The 21,701-nt window shown below is 71.4% G+C and carries 19 protein-coding genes; 11 read left to right on the forward strand and 8 right to left on the reverse strand.

Features of this window, described 5'->3' with window-relative positions:
* Positions 1 to 139 precede the first annotated feature (139 nt).
* From ACZ7CF_RS20630 to ACZ7CF_RS20655, 6 genes are all read left to right on the forward strand, one after another.
* Positions 140 to 2,347 carry a GH92 family glycosyl hydrolase gene (locus tag ACZ7CF_RS20630; protein WP_360395623.1) on the forward strand — a complete coding sequence of 736 codons (2,208 nt, stop codon included), beginning with the start codon at positions 140 to 142 and terminating at the stop codon, positions 2,345 to 2,347.
* A gap of 28 nt (positions 2,348 to 2,375) precedes the next feature.
* Positions 2,376 to 4,631, forward strand: coding sequence for a helix-turn-helix transcriptional regulator (locus ACZ7CF_RS20635; protein WP_470370280.1), 2,256 nt, complete (start codon positions 2,376 to 2,378; stop codon positions 4,629 to 4,631).
* 54 nt (positions 4,632 to 4,685) lie between these two features.
* Positions 4,686 to 5,504 (forward strand): hypothetical protein, encoded by an 819-nt coding sequence (locus tag ACZ7CF_RS20640; RefSeq protein WP_360395625.1) that lies wholly within the window; start codon positions 4,686 to 4,688, stop codon positions 5,502 to 5,504.
* A gap of 77 nt (positions 5,505 to 5,581) precedes the next feature.
* The gene (locus ACZ7CF_RS20645; RefSeq protein WP_360395627.1) at positions 5,582 to 6,493 is read left to right on the forward strand and encodes an ABC transporter ATP-binding protein; all 912 of its coding nucleotides are present in this window, start codon (positions 5,582 to 5,584) and stop codon (positions 6,491 to 6,493) included.
* Complete coding sequence (locus ACZ7CF_RS20650) at positions 6,490 to 7,533, forward strand: ABC transporter permease (RefSeq protein ID WP_360395629.1); 1,044 nt, start codon at positions 6,490 to 6,492, stop codon at positions 7,531 to 7,533. Before ACZ7CF_RS20645 ends, ACZ7CF_RS20650 begins: the two co-directional genes overlap by 4 nt.
* Before the next feature lie 60 nt (positions 7,534 to 7,593).
* Complete coding sequence (locus tag ACZ7CF_RS20655) at positions 7,594 to 7,920, forward strand: DUF3817 domain-containing protein (RefSeq protein WP_360395631.1); 327 nt, start codon at positions 7,594 to 7,596, stop codon at positions 7,918 to 7,920.
* On the opposite strand, the gene ACZ7CF_RS20660 is transcribed toward ACZ7CF_RS20655, so the two are convergent.
* Positions 7,889 to 8,944 (reverse strand): phosphotransferase family protein, encoded by a 1,056-nt coding sequence (locus ACZ7CF_RS20660; RefSeq protein ID WP_470370281.1) that lies wholly within the window; start codon positions 8,942 to 8,944, stop codon positions 7,889 to 7,891. The genes ACZ7CF_RS20655 and ACZ7CF_RS20660 overlap by 32 nt on opposite strands.
* A 40-nt stretch (positions 8,945 to 8,984) precedes the next feature.
* The gene (locus ACZ7CF_RS20665) at positions 8,985 to 9,482 is read right to left on the reverse strand and encodes a MarR family winged helix-turn-helix transcriptional regulator (protein ID WP_360395634.1); all 498 of its coding nucleotides are present in this window, start codon (positions 9,480 to 9,482) and stop codon (positions 8,985 to 8,987) included.
* A gap of 51 nt (positions 9,483 to 9,533) precedes the next feature.
* Between ACZ7CF_RS20665 and ACZ7CF_RS20670 the strand changes: the two genes are divergently transcribed.
* The 3 genes from ACZ7CF_RS20670 to ACZ7CF_RS20680 all read left to right on the forward strand — a co-directional run bounded on the left by ACZ7CF_RS20670 (position 9,534) and on the right by ACZ7CF_RS20680 (position 11,727).
* Positions 9,534 to 9,839, forward strand: a complete 306-nt coding sequence (locus ACZ7CF_RS20670; protein WP_360395636.1) for a thiamine-binding protein — start codon at positions 9,534 to 9,536, stop codon at positions 9,837 to 9,839.
* A gap of 98 nt (positions 9,840 to 9,937) precedes the next feature.
* Complete coding sequence (locus ACZ7CF_RS20675) at positions 9,938 to 10,759, forward strand: SCO6745 family protein (protein WP_470370282.1); 822 nt, start codon at positions 9,938 to 9,940, stop codon at positions 10,757 to 10,759.
* On the forward strand, positions 10,756 to 11,727 hold the full coding sequence (locus tag ACZ7CF_RS20680) for a tetratricopeptide repeat protein (protein ID WP_360395639.1): 972 nt from the start codon (positions 10,756 to 10,758) through the stop codon (positions 11,725 to 11,727). Before ACZ7CF_RS20675 ends, ACZ7CF_RS20680 begins: the two co-directional genes overlap by 4 nt.
* A gap of 124 nt (positions 11,728 to 11,851) precedes the next feature.
* Here the strand turns inward: ACZ7CF_RS20680 and ACZ7CF_RS20685 are convergent, their stop codons facing one another.
* Positions 11,852 to 12,646, reverse strand: a complete 795-nt coding sequence (locus ACZ7CF_RS20685) for a helix-turn-helix domain-containing GNAT family N-acetyltransferase (RefSeq protein WP_458430522.1) — start codon at positions 12,644 to 12,646, stop codon at positions 11,852 to 11,854.
* Positions 12,647 to 12,678: 32 nt separating this feature from the next.
* Positions 12,679 to 14,121, reverse strand: coding sequence for a neutral zinc metallopeptidase (locus ACZ7CF_RS20690; protein ID WP_470370283.1), 1,443 nt, complete (start codon positions 14,119 to 14,121; stop codon positions 12,679 to 12,681).
* A 180-nt stretch (positions 14,122 to 14,301) separates the two neighbouring features.
* On the opposite strand from ACZ7CF_RS20690, the gene ACZ7CF_RS20695 reads away from it, so the two are divergent.
* A complete protein-coding gene (locus ACZ7CF_RS20695) occupies positions 14,302 to 14,892 on the forward strand; it encodes a DUF6230 family protein (RefSeq protein WP_360395645.1) in 591 nt (196 codons plus the stop codon).
* Positions 14,883 to 16,025, forward strand: coding sequence for a DUF6114 domain-containing protein (locus ACZ7CF_RS20700; protein WP_458430524.1), 1,143 nt, complete (start codon positions 14,883 to 14,885; stop codon positions 16,023 to 16,025). The genes ACZ7CF_RS20695 and ACZ7CF_RS20700 overlap by 10 nt, the downstream gene beginning before the upstream one ends.
* 68 nt (positions 16,026 to 16,093) lie before the next feature.
* On the opposite strand, the gene ACZ7CF_RS20705 is transcribed toward ACZ7CF_RS20700, so the two are convergent.
* From ACZ7CF_RS20705 to ACZ7CF_RS20720, 4 genes are all read right to left on the reverse strand, one after another.
* Complete coding sequence (locus ACZ7CF_RS20705; RefSeq protein ID WP_360395649.1) at positions 16,094 to 17,467, reverse strand: neutral zinc metallopeptidase; 1,374 nt, start codon at positions 17,465 to 17,467, stop codon at positions 16,094 to 16,096.
* A 156-nt stretch (positions 17,468 to 17,623) separates the two neighbouring features.
* The gene (glgB, locus tag ACZ7CF_RS20710) at positions 17,624 to 19,786 is read right to left on the reverse strand and encodes a 1,4-alpha-glucan branching protein GlgB (protein WP_470370284.1); all 2,163 of its coding nucleotides are present in this window, start codon (positions 19,784 to 19,786) and stop codon (positions 17,624 to 17,626) included.
* A 3-nt stretch (positions 19,787 to 19,789) separates the two neighbouring features.
* On the reverse strand, positions 19,790 to 21,100 hold the full coding sequence (locus tag ACZ7CF_RS20715) for a maltokinase N-terminal cap-like domain-containing protein (RefSeq protein WP_360395653.1): 1,311 nt from the start codon (positions 21,098 to 21,100) through the stop codon (positions 19,790 to 19,792).
* A 7-nt stretch (positions 21,101 to 21,107) separates the two neighbouring features.
* A partial coding sequence (locus ACZ7CF_RS20720) for an alpha-glucosidase C-terminal domain-containing protein (protein WP_470370285.1) occupies positions 21,108 to 21,701 on the reverse strand: 594 nt, incomplete at its 5' end.

Raw genomic sequence — 21,701 nt, forward strand, 5'->3', positions numbered from 1 at the left:
GCACCGGTCAAGCGGGGCCGGGTGGCGGGCGGTCGCCAGCGGTGTCCACTGTGGAGGATCAACCGCGTTCCGCCGGTGCTCGCGGAACCACTCCTCCGCACCACTGCCCGCGCCCGGAATCCCGTCTAGGGTGAGGCTCGTGGACGCACTGGACCCCATCGAGTCGGTCAACACCTTCATCGGCACGAAGGACGAGGGCAACACCTTCCCGGGCGCCTCCATGCCGTTCGGCAAGGCCCACTCCAGCCCGATCGGCTCGCACTACGCCGGCTACCGCTACGACGACCAGGTCATCCGCGGCTTCGGCCACTTCTTCCTCTCCGGCGCCGGCTGCTGGGAGCAGGGCGGGCTGGTCTCGATCCTGCCGATCTCGGGCCCGTTGCCGGCGAGCTTCGACCACCGGCGCTACGGCGCGAAGTACACCCACGACGGCGAGATCGGGAAGCCCGGCTACTACAAGGTCAGGCTGGACCGGGACATCACCGTCGAGTGCACCGCCACCACGCGCGTCGGCGTCGAGCGGTTCACGTGGCCGGGTGGCGTGGGCGGCACGGTGCTCGTCAACGTCGGCCAGGCCAACGACAAGGAACCCGTCTCGGCCAGCAGCGTGGTGGTCCTGGACGACCGCACCATCGCCGGAACCGTGGAGACGCAGGCGTTCTGCGGCGGCCGGCCGTACGTCTCCCACTTCACCACCCGGTTCGACCGGCCGTTCCGGGAGTTCGGCACCTGGGGCCCGAACGGGGCGAAGCCGGGGCAGCGCGAGTCGCGGGGCGGTGCCGGGCTGCGGGGCGCGTGGGTCACCTTCGAGCCCGGGCCGGTCACGGCGAAGACCGCACTGTCGCAAGTGGACGCCGACGGGGCGACCGGGAACCTCGGCGAGGCCGGGGAGAAGAGCTTCGACGAGCTCCGCAACGAGGCGCAGCAGGCGTGGCGCGACGAATTGGCGTGCATCGAGGTCGAGACGGACGACTGGGACGAGCGCGCGGTCTTCTACACCGCGCTGTACCACGTGTTGTTGCAGCCGCTGACCGGCAGCGACCTCGACGGCCGGTACCGCGGGTTCGACGGGCAGGTCCACCGCGCCGACGGCTGGACCTACTACGAGTACTTCAGCCTGTGGGACACCTATCGCGCGCACAACCAGCTGCTGGCGCTGCTGAGGACCAAGCGCAGCAAGGACATCGCCCGCAGCGTGCTCGCCGTCCACGAGCAGGGCGGGTGGCTGCCGCGGTGGGCGTTCGCCAACCAGGAGACCAACTGCATGACCGGCGACCCGGTCACGCCGTTCCTGGTCGACCTGTGGCGGTTCGGGCACCTGGAGGGCTTCGAGGAGCAGGCGTACCGGGCACTGCTGCAGAACGCCGACGGCGTTCCGCCGGAGAGCTCCCGGTTCCAGGGCCGGTCGGGCAACCCGAGCTACCTCGCGAACGGGTTCGTCCAGTACGACAAGCACTTCCCGAAGAAGGGGCAGGACACCGACCCGCACCACGGCGCGTCCGCCACGCTGGAGTACGCGCTCGCCGACGCCACGCTCGCGGTCATGGCCGAGGCGCTGGGGCACCGGGAGGACGCGGAACGGCTGCGGCAGCGCGGCCTCAACCACCGCGCCCTGTGGGACAGGGGCGTGAGCGACCGCGGCTTCACCGGGTTCCCGCGCCCGAAGCTGCGGGACGGCTCCTGGCTCGACCCGTACACGCCGCAGGGCTCGGAGGGGTTCCACGAGGGCACGGCCTGGCAGTACCAGTGGTTGTGCCGGCACGACATCCCCGGTCTGCTCACCGCGGTCGGCGGCGCGGCGGCGGCCGAGGCCCGGCTCGACGACTTCTTCGCCTACCCGGACCTGCTGACCGACCCGAGGCGCACGGTGCGGGAGAAGTGGGTCGTCGGGCCCTACGACTACTACAACCAGTTCCGGTACAACCCGAACAACGAACCCGACCTGCACGCGCCGTGGATGTACGCGCTGATCGGCAAGCCGGAGAAAACCTCGGTCGTCGTCAGGGCCGCGCAGACGCTGTTCGTCAACGGCCCGGCCGGGGTCACCGGCAACGACGACCTCGGCACGATGTCGGCCTGGTACGTGTTCAGCGCGCTCGGCATGTACCCGGCGGTGCCCGGCACCGGCGAGTTCGTGCCGCACGCCCCGAAGTTCACCAGGGCGGTGGTGCACCTGGAGAACGGCAGGGACGTCGTGATCAGGGCCGAGGGCGCCGACCTCGCGAAGACGCAGGTGGTGCGGCGGGTCCGGGGCGGGTGGCTCGCCAGGACCAGGGACCGGATCGAGGTCGCCGAGCTGCGGTCCGGCGCCGTGCTGGACGTCGAACTGGGCACACTTCCCAATTGAGACACCGAATCGGCCGTAAACTCACGCGATGGGCACCTGTGCGACGTGCGGCACGCACTTCGCGCCCCGGCCGTCGAGGGCGCGGTACTGCTCGAACGCGTGCCGTCAGCGGGCCTACCGGCGGCGCACCGCGGGTACGTCCACTGTGGTCACCGAGGTGCCCGCCCACGCCGACGCGTTCGTCGGACGCGCCACCGAGCTCGCCGAGCTGCAGGTGTTGCTGCGCAAGCACAGGATGCTCACGCTCGTGGGTGCGGCCGGTGTCGGCAAGACGCGGCTCGCGGCGGAGCTCGCCGGCCGGCTGAAGCGGGTGGAGGTGCGCACGGTCGAGCTGGGCCGGGTCGGCGCGGCCGACCAGGTGGTGCCGGCGTTCGCCCACGCCGTCGGCGTCCACCGGTACGCGGGGGCCGGGTTGCGCGGCACGCTGCTCGCGGAGCTGGCCGGACGCAGGGTGGTGCTGCTGGTCGACAACTGCGAGCACCTCGTCGAGGAGTGCTGTGCCGTCGTGGACGCGCTGCTGGCGCGCTGTCCCGGGGTGCAGGTGCTGGCCACGAGCCGGGAGGCGTTGCGCGCCTTCGGGGAGGCGGTCTACCCGGTGCGGGGCATGGCGGCCGACGCCGTCCGGTTGTTCACCGACCGGGCCGGGATCAGCGCCACGCCGGAGCACGAGGCCGAGATCGCCGCCGTGTGCGCGCGGCTGGACGGCGTCCCGCTCGCGGTGGAGCTGGCAGCGAAGCTCATCCGGTCGGTGCCGCTGTGCGAGCTGGCCGACCGGCTCGACGAACGGCTCGACCTGCTCGCCGACGCGGACGGGCAGAGCAGGCACCGCAGCCTGCGCGCCGCCATCGCGTGGAGCCACGACCTGCTGACCGGGCAGGAGGAGGCGCTGTTCCGCAGGCTCGCGCTGCTGCCAGGCGGGTTCGGGCTGGGCATCGCCGAGGTCGTGCACGGCGGGCCGGTGGTCGAGCCGCTCGCCGCGTTGCAGGCGAAGTCGTTGGTGGTGCGGGAGAACGACGGCCGCTTCCGGATGCTGGAGTCGGTGCGCCTCTACGCGGAGGAACAGCTGCGCAGCCGCGACGAGTACGCCGAGACCGCGCGCCGGATCGTCGACTGGTTGTGCGGGATGGGCGAACCCGGTGTCACGTCGTCGGTCCTCACGCCCGAGCAGGTCGAGGTGCAGCACCAGGAGTACGACAACGTGGCGTACGCGTTCGCCCGTCTGGTGCAGCCGTGGGACGAACGCCGGCTGATGCTCGCCACGATCCTGCTGCGGGTCTGCTCGGACCGCGGCTGCTTCGCCGAAGCGGGCACCGTGCTGATGCAGGTGCTGGACCGAACGGCGGCCGATGCGCGCTACCGCGTCCTCGCGCTGGAGTACGCGTCACTGCTGGCGAGCCACGAGGGACGGCACGACGACGCGGTGCGGTACGCGCTGGAGGCGGTCGAGACCGCAGAGGCGGGTGGCCAGCAGCTCGTCGTGTGCCGCCTCTACCGCACGGTCGCGGGCGCTCACGACGGCATGGCCGACCTGCCGAACACGGCGCGGGCCCTGCGCCGGTCGATCGAGTGGGGTGTGCGCAACGGCGACGACGTGAGCGTCGCCGTGTCGAGCCGGAACCTCGGCCGGGTGCGGCTGGAGCTGGGCGACGTCGACGGCGCCGACGAGCTGGTGTCCGCGGCCCTGCCCGTGCTGGCGGACCTGGGGCGCCCCGACATCGCGGCCACCGCCCTGCACACCTCCGGCTGCGTCGCGCTGGAACGCGGCGACCTGGGCAGGGCGGGCGCGCGGTTCGCCGAGAGCACGCGGATGTCGGCGGCGGCGCCGCGGGCGGTGCTGGAGGCGGTCGAGGGCTGCGCCCTGGTCGCCGTGCTGTCCGGGCGGCACGAGCTCGGGGTGCGGTTGCTGGCCGCCTGCCGGCAGATGCGCGCGGTGTGGGACGTCCCGCCGGGACCGTGGTGGCGGCGGAAGATCGCCGCCGTTCGCGACGTCGCACGGGAAGCCTTGCCCCGCGCGGCTTTCAGCCGGGCCGAGCGGGCCGGTCGCGCGATGGACCTCCGCTACGCCGTGGAGACCGCGCTGGACGAGGCGGCCGCGCGCGACGCGGTGCTGAGCGACCGGCAGCGGATGGTCGCCGACCTGGTGGCGCAGGGCCTCACGAACGCGCAGATCGCGGCCAGCCTGGGGATCTCGCACCGCACCGTCGAGTCGCACGTGCACAACGTGAAGACCGTGCTCGACCTGTCGACCCGCGCGCAGCTCGCGGCCTGGGTGCAGTCCAACTGAGACGTAACGCAGCGGCCCATCCGGATGACTTCCCGCCGCCCGCAGGTCATTGTGATGACAACCAACGGAGGGGACGACGTGGAACCGTTCCGCCTGCTGCACCCCGACCTCGTGCCGCGGCACCGCGAGTCGGTGCGGCACGCGGCGTCCGTGCTCGCCCGGATGGGGCTGGACGACACGGTGCTCTCCGCCTCGCCCGTGCACCAGCGGCTGGCCCGCGTGGTGCTGGCGAGCAGCGACGTCATCGGGTGGGAGCCCGGCCCGTGCGACGGCCACCTCGCCGACGACCGGCGGCTGGGCATCACCAGGGCCGGCGGCGACAGCGGCGCCGTGTTCCTGTCCGGCGTCCTCACCGCCTACCTCGACGTCCTCGGCAACGCCACCCGCATGGGCACCTCGCTGGGCGGGGACGCCTGGCGCACCCTGGTGTGGGCGCCCACCGCCCTCTTCGACCACGTCCTGCGCCGGCCCCAGGTCGGCATGACCGTCGTGATGCCCGGCACCGGTTCCGAGGACCTGTCGCACCAGCGCGTCCTGGCCGGCCAGCGCCTGCACCTCGCGCTGATGCAGGTCGTCCGGTTCGCCGTCGGCGGGGTCGTGCGCCCCGGTGGTGACGGCCCGCTCGTCGAGGACTGCGTGACCCTCGCGACCGCGTGCCTGCGGGCGGCGACCGTCGCGCTCGCGTTCGCCGGGGACGTCATGGGCGGTCCGGTGCCGCGGCTCGCCGAGACCGCGGAGCACCGCCTCGCGTGGCAGGCGCTGGGCGAGGTCCGCACGGCCGTGCCGCGGGCGCGGTTCGAGCAGTTCGCCGCCGCGCTGCGCAGGTCGGCCGACGTCCACACCGAACGCCCGCTGCTGGTCGCGGGCGGCTGACGGCTTTCGTCTCGACTTCGCGACGACTTTGGTCGATCCGCGGCGTGCGGGACCTGCCGCTGACCTACCGTCGCGCCATGACGCAGGAACGGTCGGCGGTCGTGGTGCGGGACGTCCGCAAGAGCTACGGCGAGCTGAAAGCGGTGGACGGGGTCTCGTTCACCGTGGCCGAGGGCGAGTTCTTCGGCATTCTGGGGCCCAACGGCGCCGGCAAGACGACGACGCTGGAAATCGTCGAAGGCCTGCGCGAGCCCGACAGCGGTGAGGTGTCGCTGCTCGGCGAGAGCCCGTGGCCGCGCAACACGAAGTTGTTGCCGCGCATCGGTGTGCAGCTGCAGGCGTCGTCGTTCTTCGAGAAGCTGACGGCGAAGGAGCAGTTGCAGACGTTCGGCTCGCTCTACGGCGTGAGCCCCGGCACCGCCGCGGACATGCTGGAGCTCGTCGGCCTCGCCGACAAGGCGAACGAGCAGGAGAACAAGCTCTCCGGTGGGCAGCGGCAACGGCTCTCCATCGCGTGCGCGCTCGTGCACGACCCGGACATCGTGTTCCTGGACGAGCCCACGGCCGCGCTCGACCCGCAGGCCCGGCGCAACCTCTGGGACGTGCTGCGGGCCATCCGGGAGCGCGGCAAGACCATCGTCTACACCACGCACTACCTCGACGAGGCCGAGATCCTCTGCGACCGCGTCGCCATCATGGACAGGGGCAGGGTGCTCGCTCTCGACCCGCCGGCGGTGCTCGTGCGCGGCCTGGACGCACCGACCCACGTGACGCTGCAGAAGGGCCTGCTGTCCGTCGTGGACGCCACCGCGCTCGACGGTGTCGAGGAGGCGCACGAGGACGAGGTCTCGCTGACGATCTCCACCCGCCGCCCCGCGCCGGTGCTGTCCGCGCTCGCCGACCGCGGTGCGCTCGACGGCCTCCAGGTCCGCACGGCCACCCTCGAAGACGTCTTCCTCGACCTGACCGGGCGGGAGTACCGCGCATGACCGCGTTCAGAACGCTTTCGCTCGCGATGTTCAAGGGGTTCGTCCGGGACAGGGTGACGCTGTTCTTCACCTTCCTGTTCCCGCTGATGTTCCTGGTGATCTTCGGTCTGCTCCTGCGGGACGTGGGCACGGACAAGACGAAGATCGCGGTGGTCGGCGACGGCCCGGTGGTCAGCTCGCTCAGGGACAGCGGTGTGCTGGAGCTGGAGGCGTTCGACGACGAGAACGCCGCCTTGCAGAAGGTGAAGGACGGCGACCTGCCGGCCGCGCTGATCGTGCGCGGCCAGACGCTCGACGTCCGCTACGCGCAGAGCGACCAGGTCCAGTCGGCGACCGTCCTCGGGATCGTGAACGGGTTCGTGGACAAGACCAACCTCGCCGCCACGGGCCAGCCGCCGCGGTTCACCTTCGCCGCCGAGAAGGTCGAGGACGCCTCGCTCAAGCCGATCCAGTACCTGACGCCGGGCATCCTGTCGTGGGGCGTGGCGGTGTCGGCGGTGTTCGGCTCCGCGCTGACGCTGGTGTCGTGGCGGCGCAAGCAGGTGCTGCGGCGGATCAGGCTCGCGCCGGTGTCCACGACCGCGGTGCTGTCGTCGCGGGTGCTCGTCAGCGCGGGCGTCGCGCTGGTGCAGGGCGCGATCTTCGTCGGCATCGCGATGCTGCCGGTGTTCGGGCTGCGGCTCTCGGGGCACTGGTGGCTGGCGATTCCGTTGCTGCTGCTGGGGACGGTCGCGTTCTTCGCGCTCGGCATGCTCGTCGGCGCGTTCGCGAAGACCGAGGAGTCCGCGTCGGCCGCGGCGAACATCGTGGTGCTGCCGATGGCGTTCCTGTCCGGCACGTTCTTCCCGGTCGACCAGGCGCCGGGGTGGCTGCAGGCGGTGTCGAAGGTGTTCCCGTTGCGGCACATGAACGACGGCATGCTCGACGTGCTGGTGCGCGGCAAGGGGGTCGAGGCGCTGGTGGTGCCGGCCGCTGTCCTCACCGGGTTCGCGCTCGTGGTCGGGTTCCTCGCCTCCCGCGTCTTCAAATGGGAGGAATAGGACATAAATAGACAACCCCGGTGGCGTTGTGCTCCCCATCACGGTTCATGATGGGGAGCCATGACGTTCTCCAGCGCGGCCGGACGGTTCCGCATCCTCGCCCTCGCCGAGGCGATCTCCTGGGCGGGGCTGCTGCTCGGGATGTTCTTCAAGTACGTCGTGGTGCAGAACGAGATCGGCGTCAAGGTCTTCGGCCCGATCCACGGCTTCGTCTTCGTCGCCTTCATCCTCGTCACGCTCATGGCGAAGGAGCCGCTGCGGTGGGACGCCCGCACGCTGCTGCTGGGCCTGCTCTCCAGCATCCCGCCGTTCGGCACGGTGATCTTCGAGCGCTGGGCCGCGAAGACCGGCCGCCTCACCGAACGGGCAGCTCCCGAACAGCTCTGAGCTCGGCCTCCTGGTCGCCCTCGTGGTAGATCCGCTCGGACGCCTCGATGTTGTCCAGGAACTCCTGGTACTTCACCGCGTTGTGCAGCCGTGAGGCACGACGGGCGACGGCGAGCGCCTTCAGCGGCTCGCTGTCCGGGCGGTGCCGCAACCAGGCCTCGCTCCACACCCGGCTGATCACGTCGCTCAGGTGCGGGGTGAACTCCGCAAGCCGGCACGCGTCGAGCGCCGGGTGGCCCCAGCACGCGTCGGACCAGTCGATCACGACGCCGCTGTCGCGCCAGTTGCCGGGGTGGAAGTCGCCGTGCACGAGGGTGTCCGGCAGCCCGAACGACGGCATCGGCACGACCGACGGCGGCAGCTGCGGCTCGCCGGCCAGCGCGTGCTGCACGGCGACCCAGCGCGGCACGACCCGCTCGACCAGCTCCGGCGTCAGGTCCCAGCAGTTGCCGCCCTCCGCCTGGCTCAGCAGCACCCGGCCCGGCGCGGACGCGAGCACCGCCGGCACGAGCGTCGGGTCGTGCGCCGCGACCGTCTTGAGCACGGCGCCCTCGTCGCAGAAGAACGGCGGCACGGCCTTGAGCCACACCGGGCCGCCCGCGGTGGGCAGCCGGTGCACGCTCGACAGGTTCCACGTCCTGACCTGCACGGCAGGGCCGGTGCGGGTGACCGCGGTGTCGGCCCACGCCACCAGCTCCGCGGGACCGCCGAGCCGCGCCCACGGCAACCGGTGCTCGGCGTCGGGCTCCGGTTCGGCCGCCGGGCTCAGCTTCGAGCGGTCGGGCTCGCCGTGCGCTTCCACGTGGTAGGTGACCGTGCCGCCCCACGGCACCTGGCCGCCCTCGACCGACACCAGCCGCAGCACGCTCGTCTCGACACCCAGCAGCTCCCGCAGCACGGCGTTGACCGGCTCGACGTGGTTCCACTCCGGGGTCGGCACCGGCAGGACACCGGTGCGCCCGGCGAACCCGCTCGGGGTGCTGACGAGGGCGACGATCGAGCGGTCAGGGCGGTTTCGGATCACCCGCCCATGACGCCACAGCTCCGGTCGCGTGCCAACCGAATTAGTCCTCGAAGTCGCCGCTGGCCCTGCGCACCTTGGCGAGCAGGTCGGTGAGCTGCTCGGTCTGCCGGTCGGTGAGTCCCTTGAGCCCGAGGTTGACCCGCACGACCGCCTCGGTCGCCGCCTCCCGGCGCTGCAGACCGGCCTCGGTGATCTCCACCAGCGTCGTGCGGCGGTCGGTCGGGTGCGGCGTGCGGCGGACCAGGCCGTCGCTCTCCAGCCGGTCGACGATGTTCGTGACCGACGTCGGGTGCAGCTGCAGGCGCTCGCCCATGACCCGCATCGGCAGCGCGCCCTTGCGGGAGAAGAACAGCAGCACCAGCGCCTCGTAGCGGGCGAACGTGAGCCCGTGCGGCTTGAGGGCTGCGTCCACCGCGGACTGGATGATTTGCTGGACACGCATGACGCTCGTGACGGCGGCCATCGACGTGGCCGAACCGACGCGCTCGTCCCACAGTTCGGCCGCGCGGGCGATCGGATCGAACGGCAGCGGTGTCATGTGCACGGAAGCTACCAGTCAGTACACGCAGAGATCACCAGGGAGGCACGTGTGCTTGTCGCGTTCAGCGTTGCTCCGTCCGCATCGGACTCGTCGGGAAGTGTGGCCGCGGCCGTCGCCGAGGCCGTGCGGATCGTGCGGGAGTCGGGACTGCCCAACGAGACGAACTCGATGTTCACCTTGGTCGAGGGGGAGTGGGACGAGGTGATGGACGTCGTGAAGCGCGCGACGGAGGCGGTGCAGGCCGCGGCACCGCGGGTCTCGCTCGTGCTCAAGGCCGACATCCGGCCGGGCCACACCGGGCAGCTGAAGGCCAAGGTGCAGCGGATCGAGGACCACCTCGCCGACACCCCGTGACCCGTGTGGAGCAACGGTCCGCACGAACGGCCGAGGGCTCTACGCCGCACCGGTGAGCGGGTCCGTGCGGCGGCGTCCGCTGGGTTAGCGTGTCGGGCGTGGATGTGAGGCAGCTGTGGCTGCGGTTCGAGCCGTACCACGACGTCACCTACTTCACGCCCGAGTCCCGCGCGGCGACCGACGCGCTGGGCTGCAAGGGCGGCTGGATGGGCTACTTCGGCCTGCGCGCCGCACCGCTGGGCGCCGCCTCCCGCGAGCTGGTGACGGCCGTCTTCTACAACTTCGCCCCGCGCAAGGTCGCACGGGCGCTGCCCGACGCGTGGGAGGTCGCCTCGCCGGCGGAGTTCCTGCGGGCCCGGCTGGAGGGCGTCGACGGCGCCCTGCGGCGGTTGCTCGGCACGGTGGACACCCCCGAGATCACCGAGCTGGCCACGCTCGCGCGGGACGCCGCCGAGGCCGCTCCGATCGCGGGCCGCCCGCTGGCCGCGGCGAACCGCGCGCTGCCGTGGCCCGACGAGCCGCACCTGGCGCTGTGGCACGCGTGCACGATCTTGCGCGAGTCGCGTGGAGATGGGCATGTGGCTGCGCTCGTGGCCCACGGTGTGGGACCGTGCCAAGCGCTTGCGCTCTACGCGCGTGAGCATTCCCTCGATCCGGCGTACATGCGGGCGGCGAGGGGGTGGACGGAGGAAGAATGGGAAGCCGCCGACCTGCCCGGTGACCTCGCCGCGGTGGAACGGGCGACCGACGAGGCCGCCCGCGCGCCGTGGGAAGCGCTGGGAGGACAGCGAACCGAGCGGTTCGTCGACCTGATGACACCGCTTGCACTACGCATCGCTTCGGGCAACGAGGCGATGCGCGTCAACCCGATGGCCCTGGACCCGGTCCGGGAACTAGCCGTGCCAGGATGGAACACGTGACAAGGCCTGATCCTCGCAAGACCGCCGCACTGTCCGCCGCGCTCTCGGGCGCCGTCGACCTGGGTGCCCTGAAGGCGCGCGCCGACGCCGCCCGCCAGGCGGCCGCGTCGCCCGCTCCCGCCGCCGGTCCCGCCGGAGCTCCGAACGGGTCCGCGCCGTGGATCGTGGACGTCACAGAGGCGTCGTTCCAGGCGGTGGTCGAGCAGTCCCTGCAGGTGCCCGTCGTGGTGCTGCTGGGTGCCTCCTACAGCCCGGAGTCGCAGCAGCTGGCCGCGTCGCTCACGCGACTCGCCCAGCCGTCGGGCGGCTCGTGGATCCTCGCGCGGGTCGACCTGGAGCAGGCCCCGCGCATCGGCCAGGCGTTCGGCGTGCAGTCCGTGCCGACGACCGTGGCCGTCGCCGGCGGGCAGCCGATCGACGCGTTCGCCGGCCCGCTCGCTGACGCCGAGCTGCAGCAGTGGATCGCGCGGCTGCTGGACGCGCTGCGCGACCGGCTGCCGGGCATCCGCGCCGGCGAGGCCAACGCCACCGCGCCGGCCGAGCCGGAAGAGCTTCCAGAGGACCCGCGGTTCGTCGCCGCCGAGGAGGCCTTCGAGCGGGGCGACTACGCCGCCGCGCAGGCCGCCTACCAGCACATCCTCGACGCCGAACCGTCCAACGAGCTTGCGAAGGAAGGTCTCGCGCAGGCGCGGTTCGCCGAGCGGGCCGAGGCCGTCGACCCGGCGGTGATCGCGAAGGCGGACGGCGCACCGGACGACGTCGACGCGCAGCTCGCCGCCGCCGACGCGCAGGTGGCGTCGCAGCAGGTGGAGGAGGCGTTCAAGCGCCTCGTCGACACCGTGCGGCGGGTGTACGGGGACGACCGCGACCGCGTGCGCCAGCACCTGGTCGGCCTGTTCGAGCTGTTCCCCGCGGACGACCCCCGCGTGGCCGCAGCACGCCGCAACCTCGCTTCCGCCCTCTACTGACCGGCACGCGGGCCCCCCACGTTCCCCTCTGAGGCACGCGGGGCCCCCACGTTCCCTTTTTGGGGGCACGCGGGGACCCTACGTTCCCCTCTGGGGTACGCGGGGACCCCGCGTACCCTCTGGATTAGGGGCGGCGGCGTTCGAGGAGTACGGTGTCGCGCCATTTGCCGTGGTGCTGGGCGATCCGTTCGCGGAGTCCGACCGTGCGGAACCCCGCCCGGTGGTGCAGTGCGATGCTGGCGCGGTTCTCCGGGAAGATCACGGCCTGCAGCGTCCACAGGCCGTCGGCATCGGCGGCGGAGACCTGGTGGTGCAGCAGGGTTTTGCCCACGCCGCGGCCCTGGAACGCGTCGCTCACGTAGATCGAGGTCTCGGCCACGCCCGCGTAGCACTCGCGCGGTGAGACCGGGGCGGCCGAGGCCCAGCCCGCCACGGAACCGTCCACCACCGCGATCCAGCGGTGGTCCGGGAGCCACTTCGGCTCCAGCGTGCGGCGGGACGGGACCTCGGTTTCGAACGTCGCGTTGCCCGAGGCGATGCCCTCGCCGTAAATGCGGCGGACATCGGGCCAGTCGGCCGCGGTCATCGCGCGCACGGCGACACCGGCGACCGGCCGAACCGAACCCGTGGTCAGCGCGCCCATCACGGCGTCGGCGGCGTGCGGCAGACCGGTGCAGCACGACGGGTTCACCGACACCATCGTCGCCGTGCCCTCGCGCCGCACGCGCAGGAAGCCGACCTCGGCGAGCTTGCGGACGTGGTGCGAGCAGGTGGACTGGCTGATGCCGAGCGACGTCGTCAGCTCGCCCACCGTGACCTCGCCGGGTGCGGACGCGACCTGGTGGAGCAGGCGCACGCGCGTGGGGTCGGACAGGCTCGCGAACCACGAGGCGTACGTGGTGGCTTCATCGGTCAGCACCGGAAAAGTATCGACCGGCGTCGATCAAAGGGTCAAACCGAGTACTTCTTCACGCACAGCGCGGAACCGCGGAAGAACCCGTCGGCGAAGGCCTCCACCCGCGCGAACCCGGAGGGCACCGCCTTGCCGTTCACGTCGGCCGCGATGAGGCTGTCGTCGGCGAGCAGCTCGGCCACGGCCTCGTCGAGGTCGCCGGGGGACAGCCGCAGGCCCGCGGCGGGGTCGGGGCGGTTGGTGAGCCCCGCCCACGCCCCGGTGAGGCACGCCGTGCGCTGGCCCGCCGCGTCGTCGTCGAGCTTGAAGCCCGTGGCGCTCTGGATGGACAGCGAGAAGCGGGACGCCACGACGGCGAACGCGGCGAAGTCGCCGATGCCGCCCTTCTGCCCGCGCTTGGGCGGGGTGCCGATCTTGACCAGCGACGGCAGGTCGAGCTGGACCTGGTTCGTGGCGGGGCAGTAGGACGCGGGCGAGGTCGTCTGGGCGTCGGCGCAGGACCTGATGCCGCCCTTGTCGAGGGCGGGGAAGGCCGCGCCGCTGGACCTGTAGGCGTCGCGCAGCGACTCCTCCAGCGCCTTGAGGTACTTGTCCTGGTCGATGCGGGCGTTGCCGCGGCCCTGGCCCTGGTCGGTGTCCTGCAACGAGAACGGGCGTTCGGTGATGCGCTTGTCGATCTCGGCCTCGTTGATCTCGGCGCAGCGGGCGGCACCGCGCACGAACCCGAACTGGAAGGCGGAGACGCGGTCGAACGCGCTGCCGTGGGCGCCCTGCTTCTCGAACGAGGTGCCGGCGGAGTCGCGGATGAAGAACATGGTCTGCAGCACCTGGTTGAGGCCCTCGCCGGTGGACAGCTCGAAGTGCTTGGACCTGTTCTCGGCGATCCAGCGCATGAACACGCCGGTGTAGCAGTCGGCCTGCTGCTCCTTGACGATCGACTGGGTGTTCGGCCCGATGCCGGACGCGGCACCGAGCTTGTACTGCACGGCGTGGCCCATCTCGTGCGCGAGAACGGTGACGACGGCCATCGGGCCGAACGCGTCCTTGAGCATCGGCAGCAGCTCGCCGCGGTCCCAGGTGATGCTGTCGTCGACCGCGCAGTAGAACGCGTTGGCGATGCCGGTGGTGTTGAGGCGGCAGACCTCGACGCCCTTGCCGTTGGAGTCGTAGGAGATGAACCGCTTCACCGGCTCGAACGCCTTGCCGCCGAACGCCTTCGGCATCTCGTCCTTCCAGAACTCCTGGACGTCGGCGAGCGTGTTGATCGCGAGCTGGTCCATCTCGCCGCCGTCGCCGTTCTCGACGGACAGGTCGGCGTTCGGCACGCCGGGCTTGGCGCCGGACGGGCCGTTGGTGATCGCGAGGCCCGCGACCTTCGTGGGGTCGGGCCGCTCGCCCTTCGGTGCTCCCTCGACCACGGAGGAGCATCCCGCCAGCGCGACGACGGTGGTGAGCGCTGCGGCCAGGCGTCCGATCCCCATGGTCAGAGGCTACTCAGTGCCCTCTGGGCCTGGTGAGGGAACCACCAGCGGCCAAACGTGAAACTCCCTCACCCCGTGGGGTGATTTCAAGACTGCACGGACTCGTTTCCTTGTCCCGCCGATGTTCCGGAGCGCACAGTCCCCCCACGCAAGCCTTCGGCGTGGAAGGAGTTTGGCGGTATGGGAAGAACGCGCTGGGCACGGTTCGTCGGGGTGCTCGGCATCGGTGCCGTGGGCGCCGGTGTGCTCCTCTTCGGCATGTCCCAAGGAGCGCTGGCCGCCTCGTTCTCGGTGTCCGGCAGCAGTTTCAAGGTGTCCGCTGACGGCTTGACGGGCCAGGGGTACGTCCAGTTCGGCGGGGTGGACGCCGGGTCCGGTCAGGTGCACCCGGTCGCGGTGAACGGCTTCAAGTCGGCATCGCTCGACAAGTTCTGCCAGTCGGTCTTCGTCCCCGACATGCCGGTCGTCGGTGACCTCACGATGCGCATCGAGGCCGGCGGCAAGGGCGGCATGGAGGCGACCAACCTGGTCGTCGGGCTCACCGACATCAGCGGTGACCTGACGCTGGGCAACCCGCAGATCGGCATCGACGCCGGCACGCTGTCCAAGGGCCCGGAGGGCCTGAAGGGCCTGCCGGGGTCGTTCGGCATGCAGGCTGACACCGTCAACATCGCGGCGCTGCGGCAGGTCGCGTGGAGCACGACGGCCCAGTCCATCAAGTTCAAGGGGATGAACCTGAGCTTGAAGCAGGGGCAGAACGAGTGCTTCTGAGGCTCTGGCGCAGCTTCACCGCGTGGCGGCGTGGCCGGCCCTTCTGGGCCGGCCTGTTCGTCATCGCCGGTGCGATGGTCATCCTGTTCCCGCCGTTCGTCGGCGTGAAGCTCGGCGACATGATCATCTCGATCAAGACGATCGGCGGCGTCTCCGCGCTGCTGATCGGCACGTTGCTGATCATCTGCGGTCTGTCGCTGTGGATCGCGCCGGGGTTCCGGCTCGCCTCCGGCATCGTCACCGTGCTGCTGTCGCTGGTGGCGCTGGTGACGACGAACCTCGGCGGCTTCCTGCTCGGCACCGTCCTCAGCCTGCTCGGCGGCGCGCTCGCCGTGGCGTGGACCGACGTGCCGAAGGAACCGAAGGCACCGGGGGAGAAGCGCAGGAGGAAGGGCCGGTCGGAGCTCTCCCTGGAGAACCCGGCACCGCCGATGGCCGCCGTGGCCCTGATCGCGCTGCTCGCCGTCCAGCAACCGTCCGCCGACCCCGCCGACCCGTCGGTACCGCCGCCCGTGAGCACCACCCAGGCCCCCACGAGCAGCTCCGTCGCACCGCCGTCGAGCAGCACGCCACCGGGCACCCCGCCGGGCAGCTCCACCCCGCCGCCGGCGTCGTCGTCCGTGCCGGCCCCACCGCCGAGCACGGTGCCGCCGTCGACGCCGGCCACCCCGCCACCGGCCCCTGCCCCGGTGGCGGGCGGCAGGGAGTGGACCCTCACCGCCTCCCGGCTCGACCTGGTCGGCCTGAACTTCGCGGGCGTCGTCGACTCGGTGCTGAACGGCCAGGTCGTGAAGGTCCTCAAGTTCACGGCCACCGACATGAAGATCCGCGACCTGGTGCAGACCGGCGAGGTCTCACCCGGCGTCCAGCTCGTGACGAGGGCCGCGCCCGGCAGCACGTCCACGGTCTCGGTCCCGTTCGGCTCACCGGCCAGGATCGAGCTGTTCACCGTGCAGCTCAAGGGGAACCTGGACATCCTCGGCATCAAGATCCCGGTTGACTACACCGCGGCCCACCCGCCGCCGCTGAACGTGCCGATCGCGTCGTTCACCGAGGTCACGGTGCGCAACGCGGACCTGGCCGGCGGCACCCTGAAGATCCCCGGCGCGAAGATCTCGCTCCAGTCGAGCTGACCGCCCCCGGCACAGTGAAGCCCGCAGCGGAACGGTCCGCTGCGGGCTTTCGGCTGCCGGGCGCGAGATCAGTTCAGCCCGCACTTCTTCGGACCCTCGAACACCCCTTCGCGGAACCGGGCCACCCGCTCGAAGCCGGGGTCCACCGCGTCACCGCCGGTCGCGTCGCGGGCCGCGTAGTCGAACCGCAGCAGCACCGTCACCGCCTCGTCGAAGTCGCCCGGCGACAGCCCGAACCCGTCCTGCCGCTGGAACACCGCGCCGGTGTACGCGCCGGCCAGGCACAGCGCGGCCTTCGAGGCCTCCTCGCCCTCGGTCGGCTTGCCGAGGACGGCCAGCTCGGCCAGTGCGTACCGGGTGGCGATCAGCGTGCCGGTGGCGTAGTCGCCGAGCTCCTTGTGCAGCGCGGGCAGCTCGTCCTTGGTGTCGATCTTGATGGTCTTGTCCGACGGGCAGTAGGCGACCGGGCCCTGGTCACCGGAGCAGTCCGGCTCGCTGGACGCGGCCTCGGCGCGCACAGTCGGCCAGGTCTTGCTCTGGGTCGTGGCCAGCGTCTTGAAGTACGTGTCGAGGTCGGGGGTGACCGACTCCAGCATCTCGTCGAACGGCAGGTTGCCGCCGTTCGCGCGGTCGCGGGTGCTCGTGAAGGCGCGCTGGGTGAACGTGCGGTTCTGCACGGACATGGCGGCGCAGAACTTGGGGCCCTGCTCGAAGCCGTCCTGGAAGGCGGCCACGCGGTCGAACGCGCTGCCGTGCGCCTGCTCGTCCTCCGGTGAGGTGCCGACCGGGTCGCGGAACGTGATCAGCGCGCCCAGCGCCTTGTCCAGCGCGTCGGTGCCGATGTCGAGGTACTCGGAGTCGCCGTCGGTGACGTGCCGGACGAACGAGCCCGCGAAGCAGTCGGCCTGCGCCTCGGTGAGGATCGTCGGGTACTTGTCCGGCTCACGGCGCTCCGCCTCCGGCGTGATGCCCATGCGGTTCTGCACGGCGTGGCCGACCTCGTGGGCCAGCACGACGACCACGGCGGCCTCGCCGAAGCGGTCCTCCAGCACGGGCAGCAGCGACGAGCGGTCCCAGGCGATGGCGTCGGCCGAGGGGCAGTAGAACGCGTTGCCCTCCACGTCGGCGGCCTTCTGCGTGCACGGCGGCGGCTTGGCGGCCGAGTCCGCGGTGTCGACGGAGTAGTAGCCGCCGCTCAGCTTCTTCCACGGCTTGCCGAACGTCTTCGGGAACGAGTCGGTCCAGAAGACCTCGATGTCCGTGAGCGCCGTCGCCGCGAGCTGGTCGATGCGGCCGTTGTCGCTGCCGCGGACCTGGATCGTCGGGTTGGCGGGTTGTTGCTTGACCACCTTGGCGGCACGGGGACGGCCGGGTATCCCGGCGGTGCACCCCGTGGCGAGCAGGGCGGTGACGACCATCAGCGCGATGCTCCAGTGCCGCATCACACCATTGTGCCTGCCGCCCGGCTCGACGGAGGCCCTACTCGGCGAACTCAGGCGCATGTGAGGGTCAACGTGTGCCGGGCCGATCGGGTTCACCCGGCGAGATCACCGCCGGTGACCGGGGTGCGACCGGCTGCGGCCGCACCCCGGCCGGCGTCACAGCTCGTCGGCGGGGTCCGGCACGAGCCACAGCACGCCCGAGGGCGGCAGCTGCAGGACCGCCGACGCGGGTCGCCCGTGCCACGGCTTGGCCTCGGCGACGACACCGCCCATGTTGCCCACGCCCGACCCGCCGTAGTGCGCCGCGTCGGTGTTCATGAGCTCCTTCCACCGCCCGGTCGCCGGCAGGCCGACCCGGTAGTCGTGGTGCGGCGAACCGGAGAAGTTCGCGACGCAGGCGAGCGTCGAGCCGTCCTCACCGACCCGCAGGAACGACAGGACGTTGCCGCCCGAGTCGTTCGCGTCGATCCACTGGAAGCCCTCCGGCGTCACGTCGTGCGAGAACAGCGCCGCGGCGGTCTTGTAGACCGAGTTCAGGTCGCGCAGCAACGACTGGATGCCCTGGTGCAGCGGCTCCTGCTCGACCAGGTGCCAGTCGAGCGACCGCGACTCCGACCACTCCTGCCGCTGCCCGAACTCGCCGCCCATGAACAGCAGCTGCTTGCCGGGGTGCGCCCACATGAACGCGAGCAGCGACCGCACGCCCGCCGCCTTGTTCCAGTCGTCGCCGGGCATCCGGGTCCACAGCGAGCCCTTGCCGTGCACCACCTCGTCGTGCGAGAGCGGCAGCACGAAGTTCTCGCTCCACGCGTAGACCAGCGAGAACGTCATCTCGTTGTGGTGGAACGAGCGGTGGACCGGCTCACGCGACAGGTAGTGCAGCGTGTCGTGCATCCAGCCCATGTTCCACTTGAAGCCGAACCCGAGACCGCCCAGGTGCGTCGGCCGCGTCACGCCCGGCCACGCCGTCGACTCCTCGGCGATCATCACGATGCCGGGGTGCCGCTTGTAGACCGTCGCGTTCAGCTCCTGCAGGAACCGGACCGCCTCCAGGTTCTCCCGGCCGCCGTGCTCGTTGGGCAGCCACTGGCCCTCCGGCCGCGAGTAGTCGAGGTAGAGCATCGACGCCACGGCGTCCACGCGCAGCCCGTCGAGGTGGAACTCCTCGATCCAGAACAGCGCGTTCGCCACGAGGAAGTTGCGCACCTCGTTGCGGCCGAAGTCGAAGACGTACGTGCCCCAGTCGAGCTGCTCACCGCGGCGCGGGTCGGCGTGCTCGTAGAGCGGGGTGCCGTCGAACTTCGCGAGCGCCCAGCTGTCCTTGGGGAAGTGCGCGGGCACCCAGTCGACCAGCACGCCGATGCCGCGCTGGTGCAGGGCGTCGACGAAGAACCGGAAGTCGTCCGGGGTGCCGAACCGCGAGGTCGGCGCGTAGTAGGAGGTGACCTGGTAGCCCCACGAACCGCCGAACGGGTGCTCGGCCACGGGCAGCAGCTCGACGTGCGTGAAGCCCATGTCCTCGCAGTAGTCGGCGAGCTCGGTCGCGAGCTGCCGGTAGCTCAGGCCGGGCTTCCACGACCCGAGGTGCACCTCGTAGATCGACATCGGCGCGTTCGCCCACTGCGTCGCCGCACGCCGGGCCGTCCACTCGGCGTCCTGCCACTCGTGCTCCGACCGCGTGACCACCGACGCCGTCTGCGGCGGCACCTCCGTGGCGAACGCCATCGGGTCGGCCTTCTCGTGCCACACGCCGTCGGCGCCGAGGATGCGGAACTTGTACCGCGAGCCCACCGGCACGTTCGGGAGGAACACCTCCCACACGCCGGAGGAACCCATGGACCGCAACGGGTTCGCGCGCCCGTCCCAGCCGTCGAAGTCACCCGTCACGCGCACACCGCGCGCGTTCGGCGCCCAGACGGCGAACGACACACCGGTGACGTCACCGGTGACCGTCTCGTAGCACCGCACGTGCGCGCCGAGCACGTCCCACAGCCGTTCGTGGCGGCCCTCGCCGATCAGGTGCAGGTCCAGCTCGCCGACGGTGGGCAGCCACCGGTACGGGTCGTCGACCTCGATCGTGCGGTCGCCGTAGGACACGAGCAGCCGGTAGTCGCCGGGCGCCTCCGGCAGCTCGCCCTCGAAGAGGCCGTCGGCGATGCGCGGCAGCTCGACCTGCTTGTCACCCCACGCCACGGCGACCGAGGTCGCGCCGGGCCGCAGGGCCCGCGCGACCACCTGGTCGCCGACGGTGTGCACACCCAGCACCGAGTGCGGGTCGTGGTGCGCACCGGACAGGAGTCGGTCCAGGTCGGCCTTCACGGCTTACTCTCCTCCAGAAGTCATCCGGGCGATCGACGACAGCGGCACCGTCAACCACTCCGGCCTGTTGGCGTGCTCGTAAGCGACCTCGTAGACCGCCTTGTCCAGCTCGAACGCGCGCAGCAGGTGCGCGTTGTCCCGCGGGTCGGCCGCCACCTCGGCGTAGCCGTCGCAGAACGCGGCCCGGTTGCGCTTCGTCCACTCCATCGCGCGGTAGGCGAGCTGGTCGTCGTCGGGCTGGCCGACGAGCAGCTGCCTGGCCGCGTAGTCGAACGACCTCAGCATCCCCGCCACGTCGCGCAACGGCGACCGCAGCGCGTTGCGCTCCTCGACACCGGCGGCCGGCTCGCCCTCGAAGTCGATCAGCAGCCAGCCGTGCACGGTCCGCAGCACCTGACCCAGGTGCAGGTCGCCGTGGACGTGCTGGATCGGGATCGCCCCGACGTGCCTGCGGGCCTCGTCGAACGACGCGCGCAGCGCGCTCTCGTAGCGGCCCAGCTCCGGCACCGCCTCCAGGACGGTGTCCAGGCGCCGCTGCATGCCCGCGATGGCGCGGGTGACCGCGTCGTCGTCGGCCATGCGGGTGCCCAGCGCCTCCGCGAGGTCGGCGTGCACCTTGGCCACCGCGTGCCCGAGCCGCTGCGCCTCGCCGGCGAAGTCGCCGCCCACCTCGAACGCGTGCAGGTCGGCCTCGGCCATCAGGTCGCGCACCGAGGTCTTGGCCATGTCCCAGCCCTCGACCGCGTCCGGCAGGAACTCCTGCAGCATCGCGAGCGTGACCGGCTCGCCGTCGAGCGTCGTCGAGATCGAGCCGAGCGGGCGGGCGATGTGCTCGCAGCCCACCGACTGCAGCGCCCGGTGCATGACCAGGTCGCGGTTCTCGCCGCGGGCGAGCTTGCGGAAGATCTTCAGGATGTACTGCTGGCCGTAGATCAGCGACGTGTTCGACTGCTCGACGCCGATCGGGCGGCCGCGCAGCGCCGTGCGCAGCTCGACGCCCGGCTCGTGCGCGAACTCGATGCCGTTGACCCGATCGCCGGCGGCGATCTTCTCCAGCAGCAGGCCGTTGCGCTCCGGGTCGGCCGTCGCGTCGAAGCCGTCCGAATGCTCGCTGATCACGAGCTGGTAGGCCTCGGTGCGGCCGGGTTGCTCCACCTCGACGACGCAGTGCACCAGGTCGTCGGTGAGCGGGGTCGTCCGCAGTGGACGGACGGCGGTGATCGCGCGGTCCTTGCCGCCGAACCACCGCAGCGTCGGCAGGACGTCGGGCAGGGTGCCGACCAGCTTGTCGGCGAGCTCGTCCGGGTCGATCATGCGCGCCTCACCTCATCTCGCTGTCGTCGCCCGCCTCTACCAGCTGGAACCAGTAGAAACCGTGACCGGGAAGGGTCAACAGGTAGGGGAGTTCCCCGATCGAGGGGAATTTGACACCTCCGGTCAGTTCCACCGGCGTGTAGTCGCGGTGCTCGGAGAGGTCCAGCTCGACCGGTTGCGGGAAGCGGGAGAGGTTGTTCACGCACAGGACGATGTCCTCGCGCCCGTCGGGGCGCTTCCACATCCGCTTGTAGGCCAGGACGCTCGGGTTCGAGCCGCCCAGCTCGGTGAAGTCGCCCTCGGCGAACGCGTGGTGCTGCTTGCGCACCTCGATCATGTGCCGCGTCCAGTTGAGCAGCGACGAGGAGTTGTTGAGCTGCGCCTCGACGTTGAGGCCCTGGTAGCCGTAGACCGGGTCCATGATCACCGGCAGGTAGATCCGGCCCGGGTCGCAGGAGGAGAACCCCGCGTTGCGGTCCGGGGTCCACTGCATCGGTGTGCGCACGGCGTCGCGGTCGGCCAGCCAGATGTTGTCGCCCATGCCGATCTCGTCGCCGTAGTACAGCACCGGCGAGCCCGGCAGCGACAGCAGCATCGCGGT

Source organism: Lentzea sp. NPDC036955, assembly GCF_055608005.1.

What these genes read in the sequence shown, in the direction of transcription:
- ACZ7CF_RS20635 (WP_470370280.1), top strand. Translation starts at nt 2,376, where the DNA reads ATGGGCACCTGTGCGACGTGCGGCACGCACTTCGCGCCCCGGCCGTCG.
- ACZ7CF_RS20640 (WP_360395625.1), top strand. Translation starts at nt 4,686, where the DNA reads ATGACAACCAACGGAGGGGACGACGTGGAACCGTTCCGCCTGCTGCAC.
- ACZ7CF_RS20645 (WP_360395627.1), top strand. Translation starts at nt 5,582, where the DNA reads ATGACGCAGGAACGGTCGGCGGTCGTGGTGCGGGACGTCCGCAAGAGC.
- ACZ7CF_RS20650 (WP_360395629.1), top strand. Translation starts at nt 6,490, where the DNA reads ATGACCGCGTTCAGAACGCTTTCGCTCGCGATGTTCAAGGGGTTCGTC.
- ACZ7CF_RS20655 (WP_360395631.1), top strand. Translation starts at nt 7,594, where the DNA reads ATGACGTTCTCCAGCGCGGCCGGACGGTTCCGCATCCTCGCCCTCGCC.
- ACZ7CF_RS20665 (WP_360395634.1), bottom strand. Translation starts at nt 9,482, where the DNA reads ATGACACCGCTGCCGTTCGATCCGATCGCCCGCGCGGCCGAACTGTGG.
- ACZ7CF_RS20690 (WP_470370283.1), bottom strand. Translation starts at nt 14,121, where the DNA reads ATGGGGATCGGACGCCTGGCCGCAGCGCTCACCACCGTCGTCGCGCTG.
- ACZ7CF_RS20695 (WP_360395645.1), top strand. Translation starts at nt 14,302, where the DNA reads ATGGGAAGAACGCGCTGGGCACGGTTCGTCGGGGTGCTCGGCATCGGT.
- ACZ7CF_RS20705 (WP_360395649.1), bottom strand. Translation starts at nt 17,467, where the DNA reads ATGCGGCACTGGAGCATCGCGCTGATGGTCGTCACCGCCCTGCTCGCC.
- ACZ7CF_RS20715 (WP_360395653.1), bottom strand. Translation starts at nt 21,100, where the DNA reads ATGATCGACCCGGACGAGCTCGCCGACAAGCTGGTCGGCACCCTGCCC.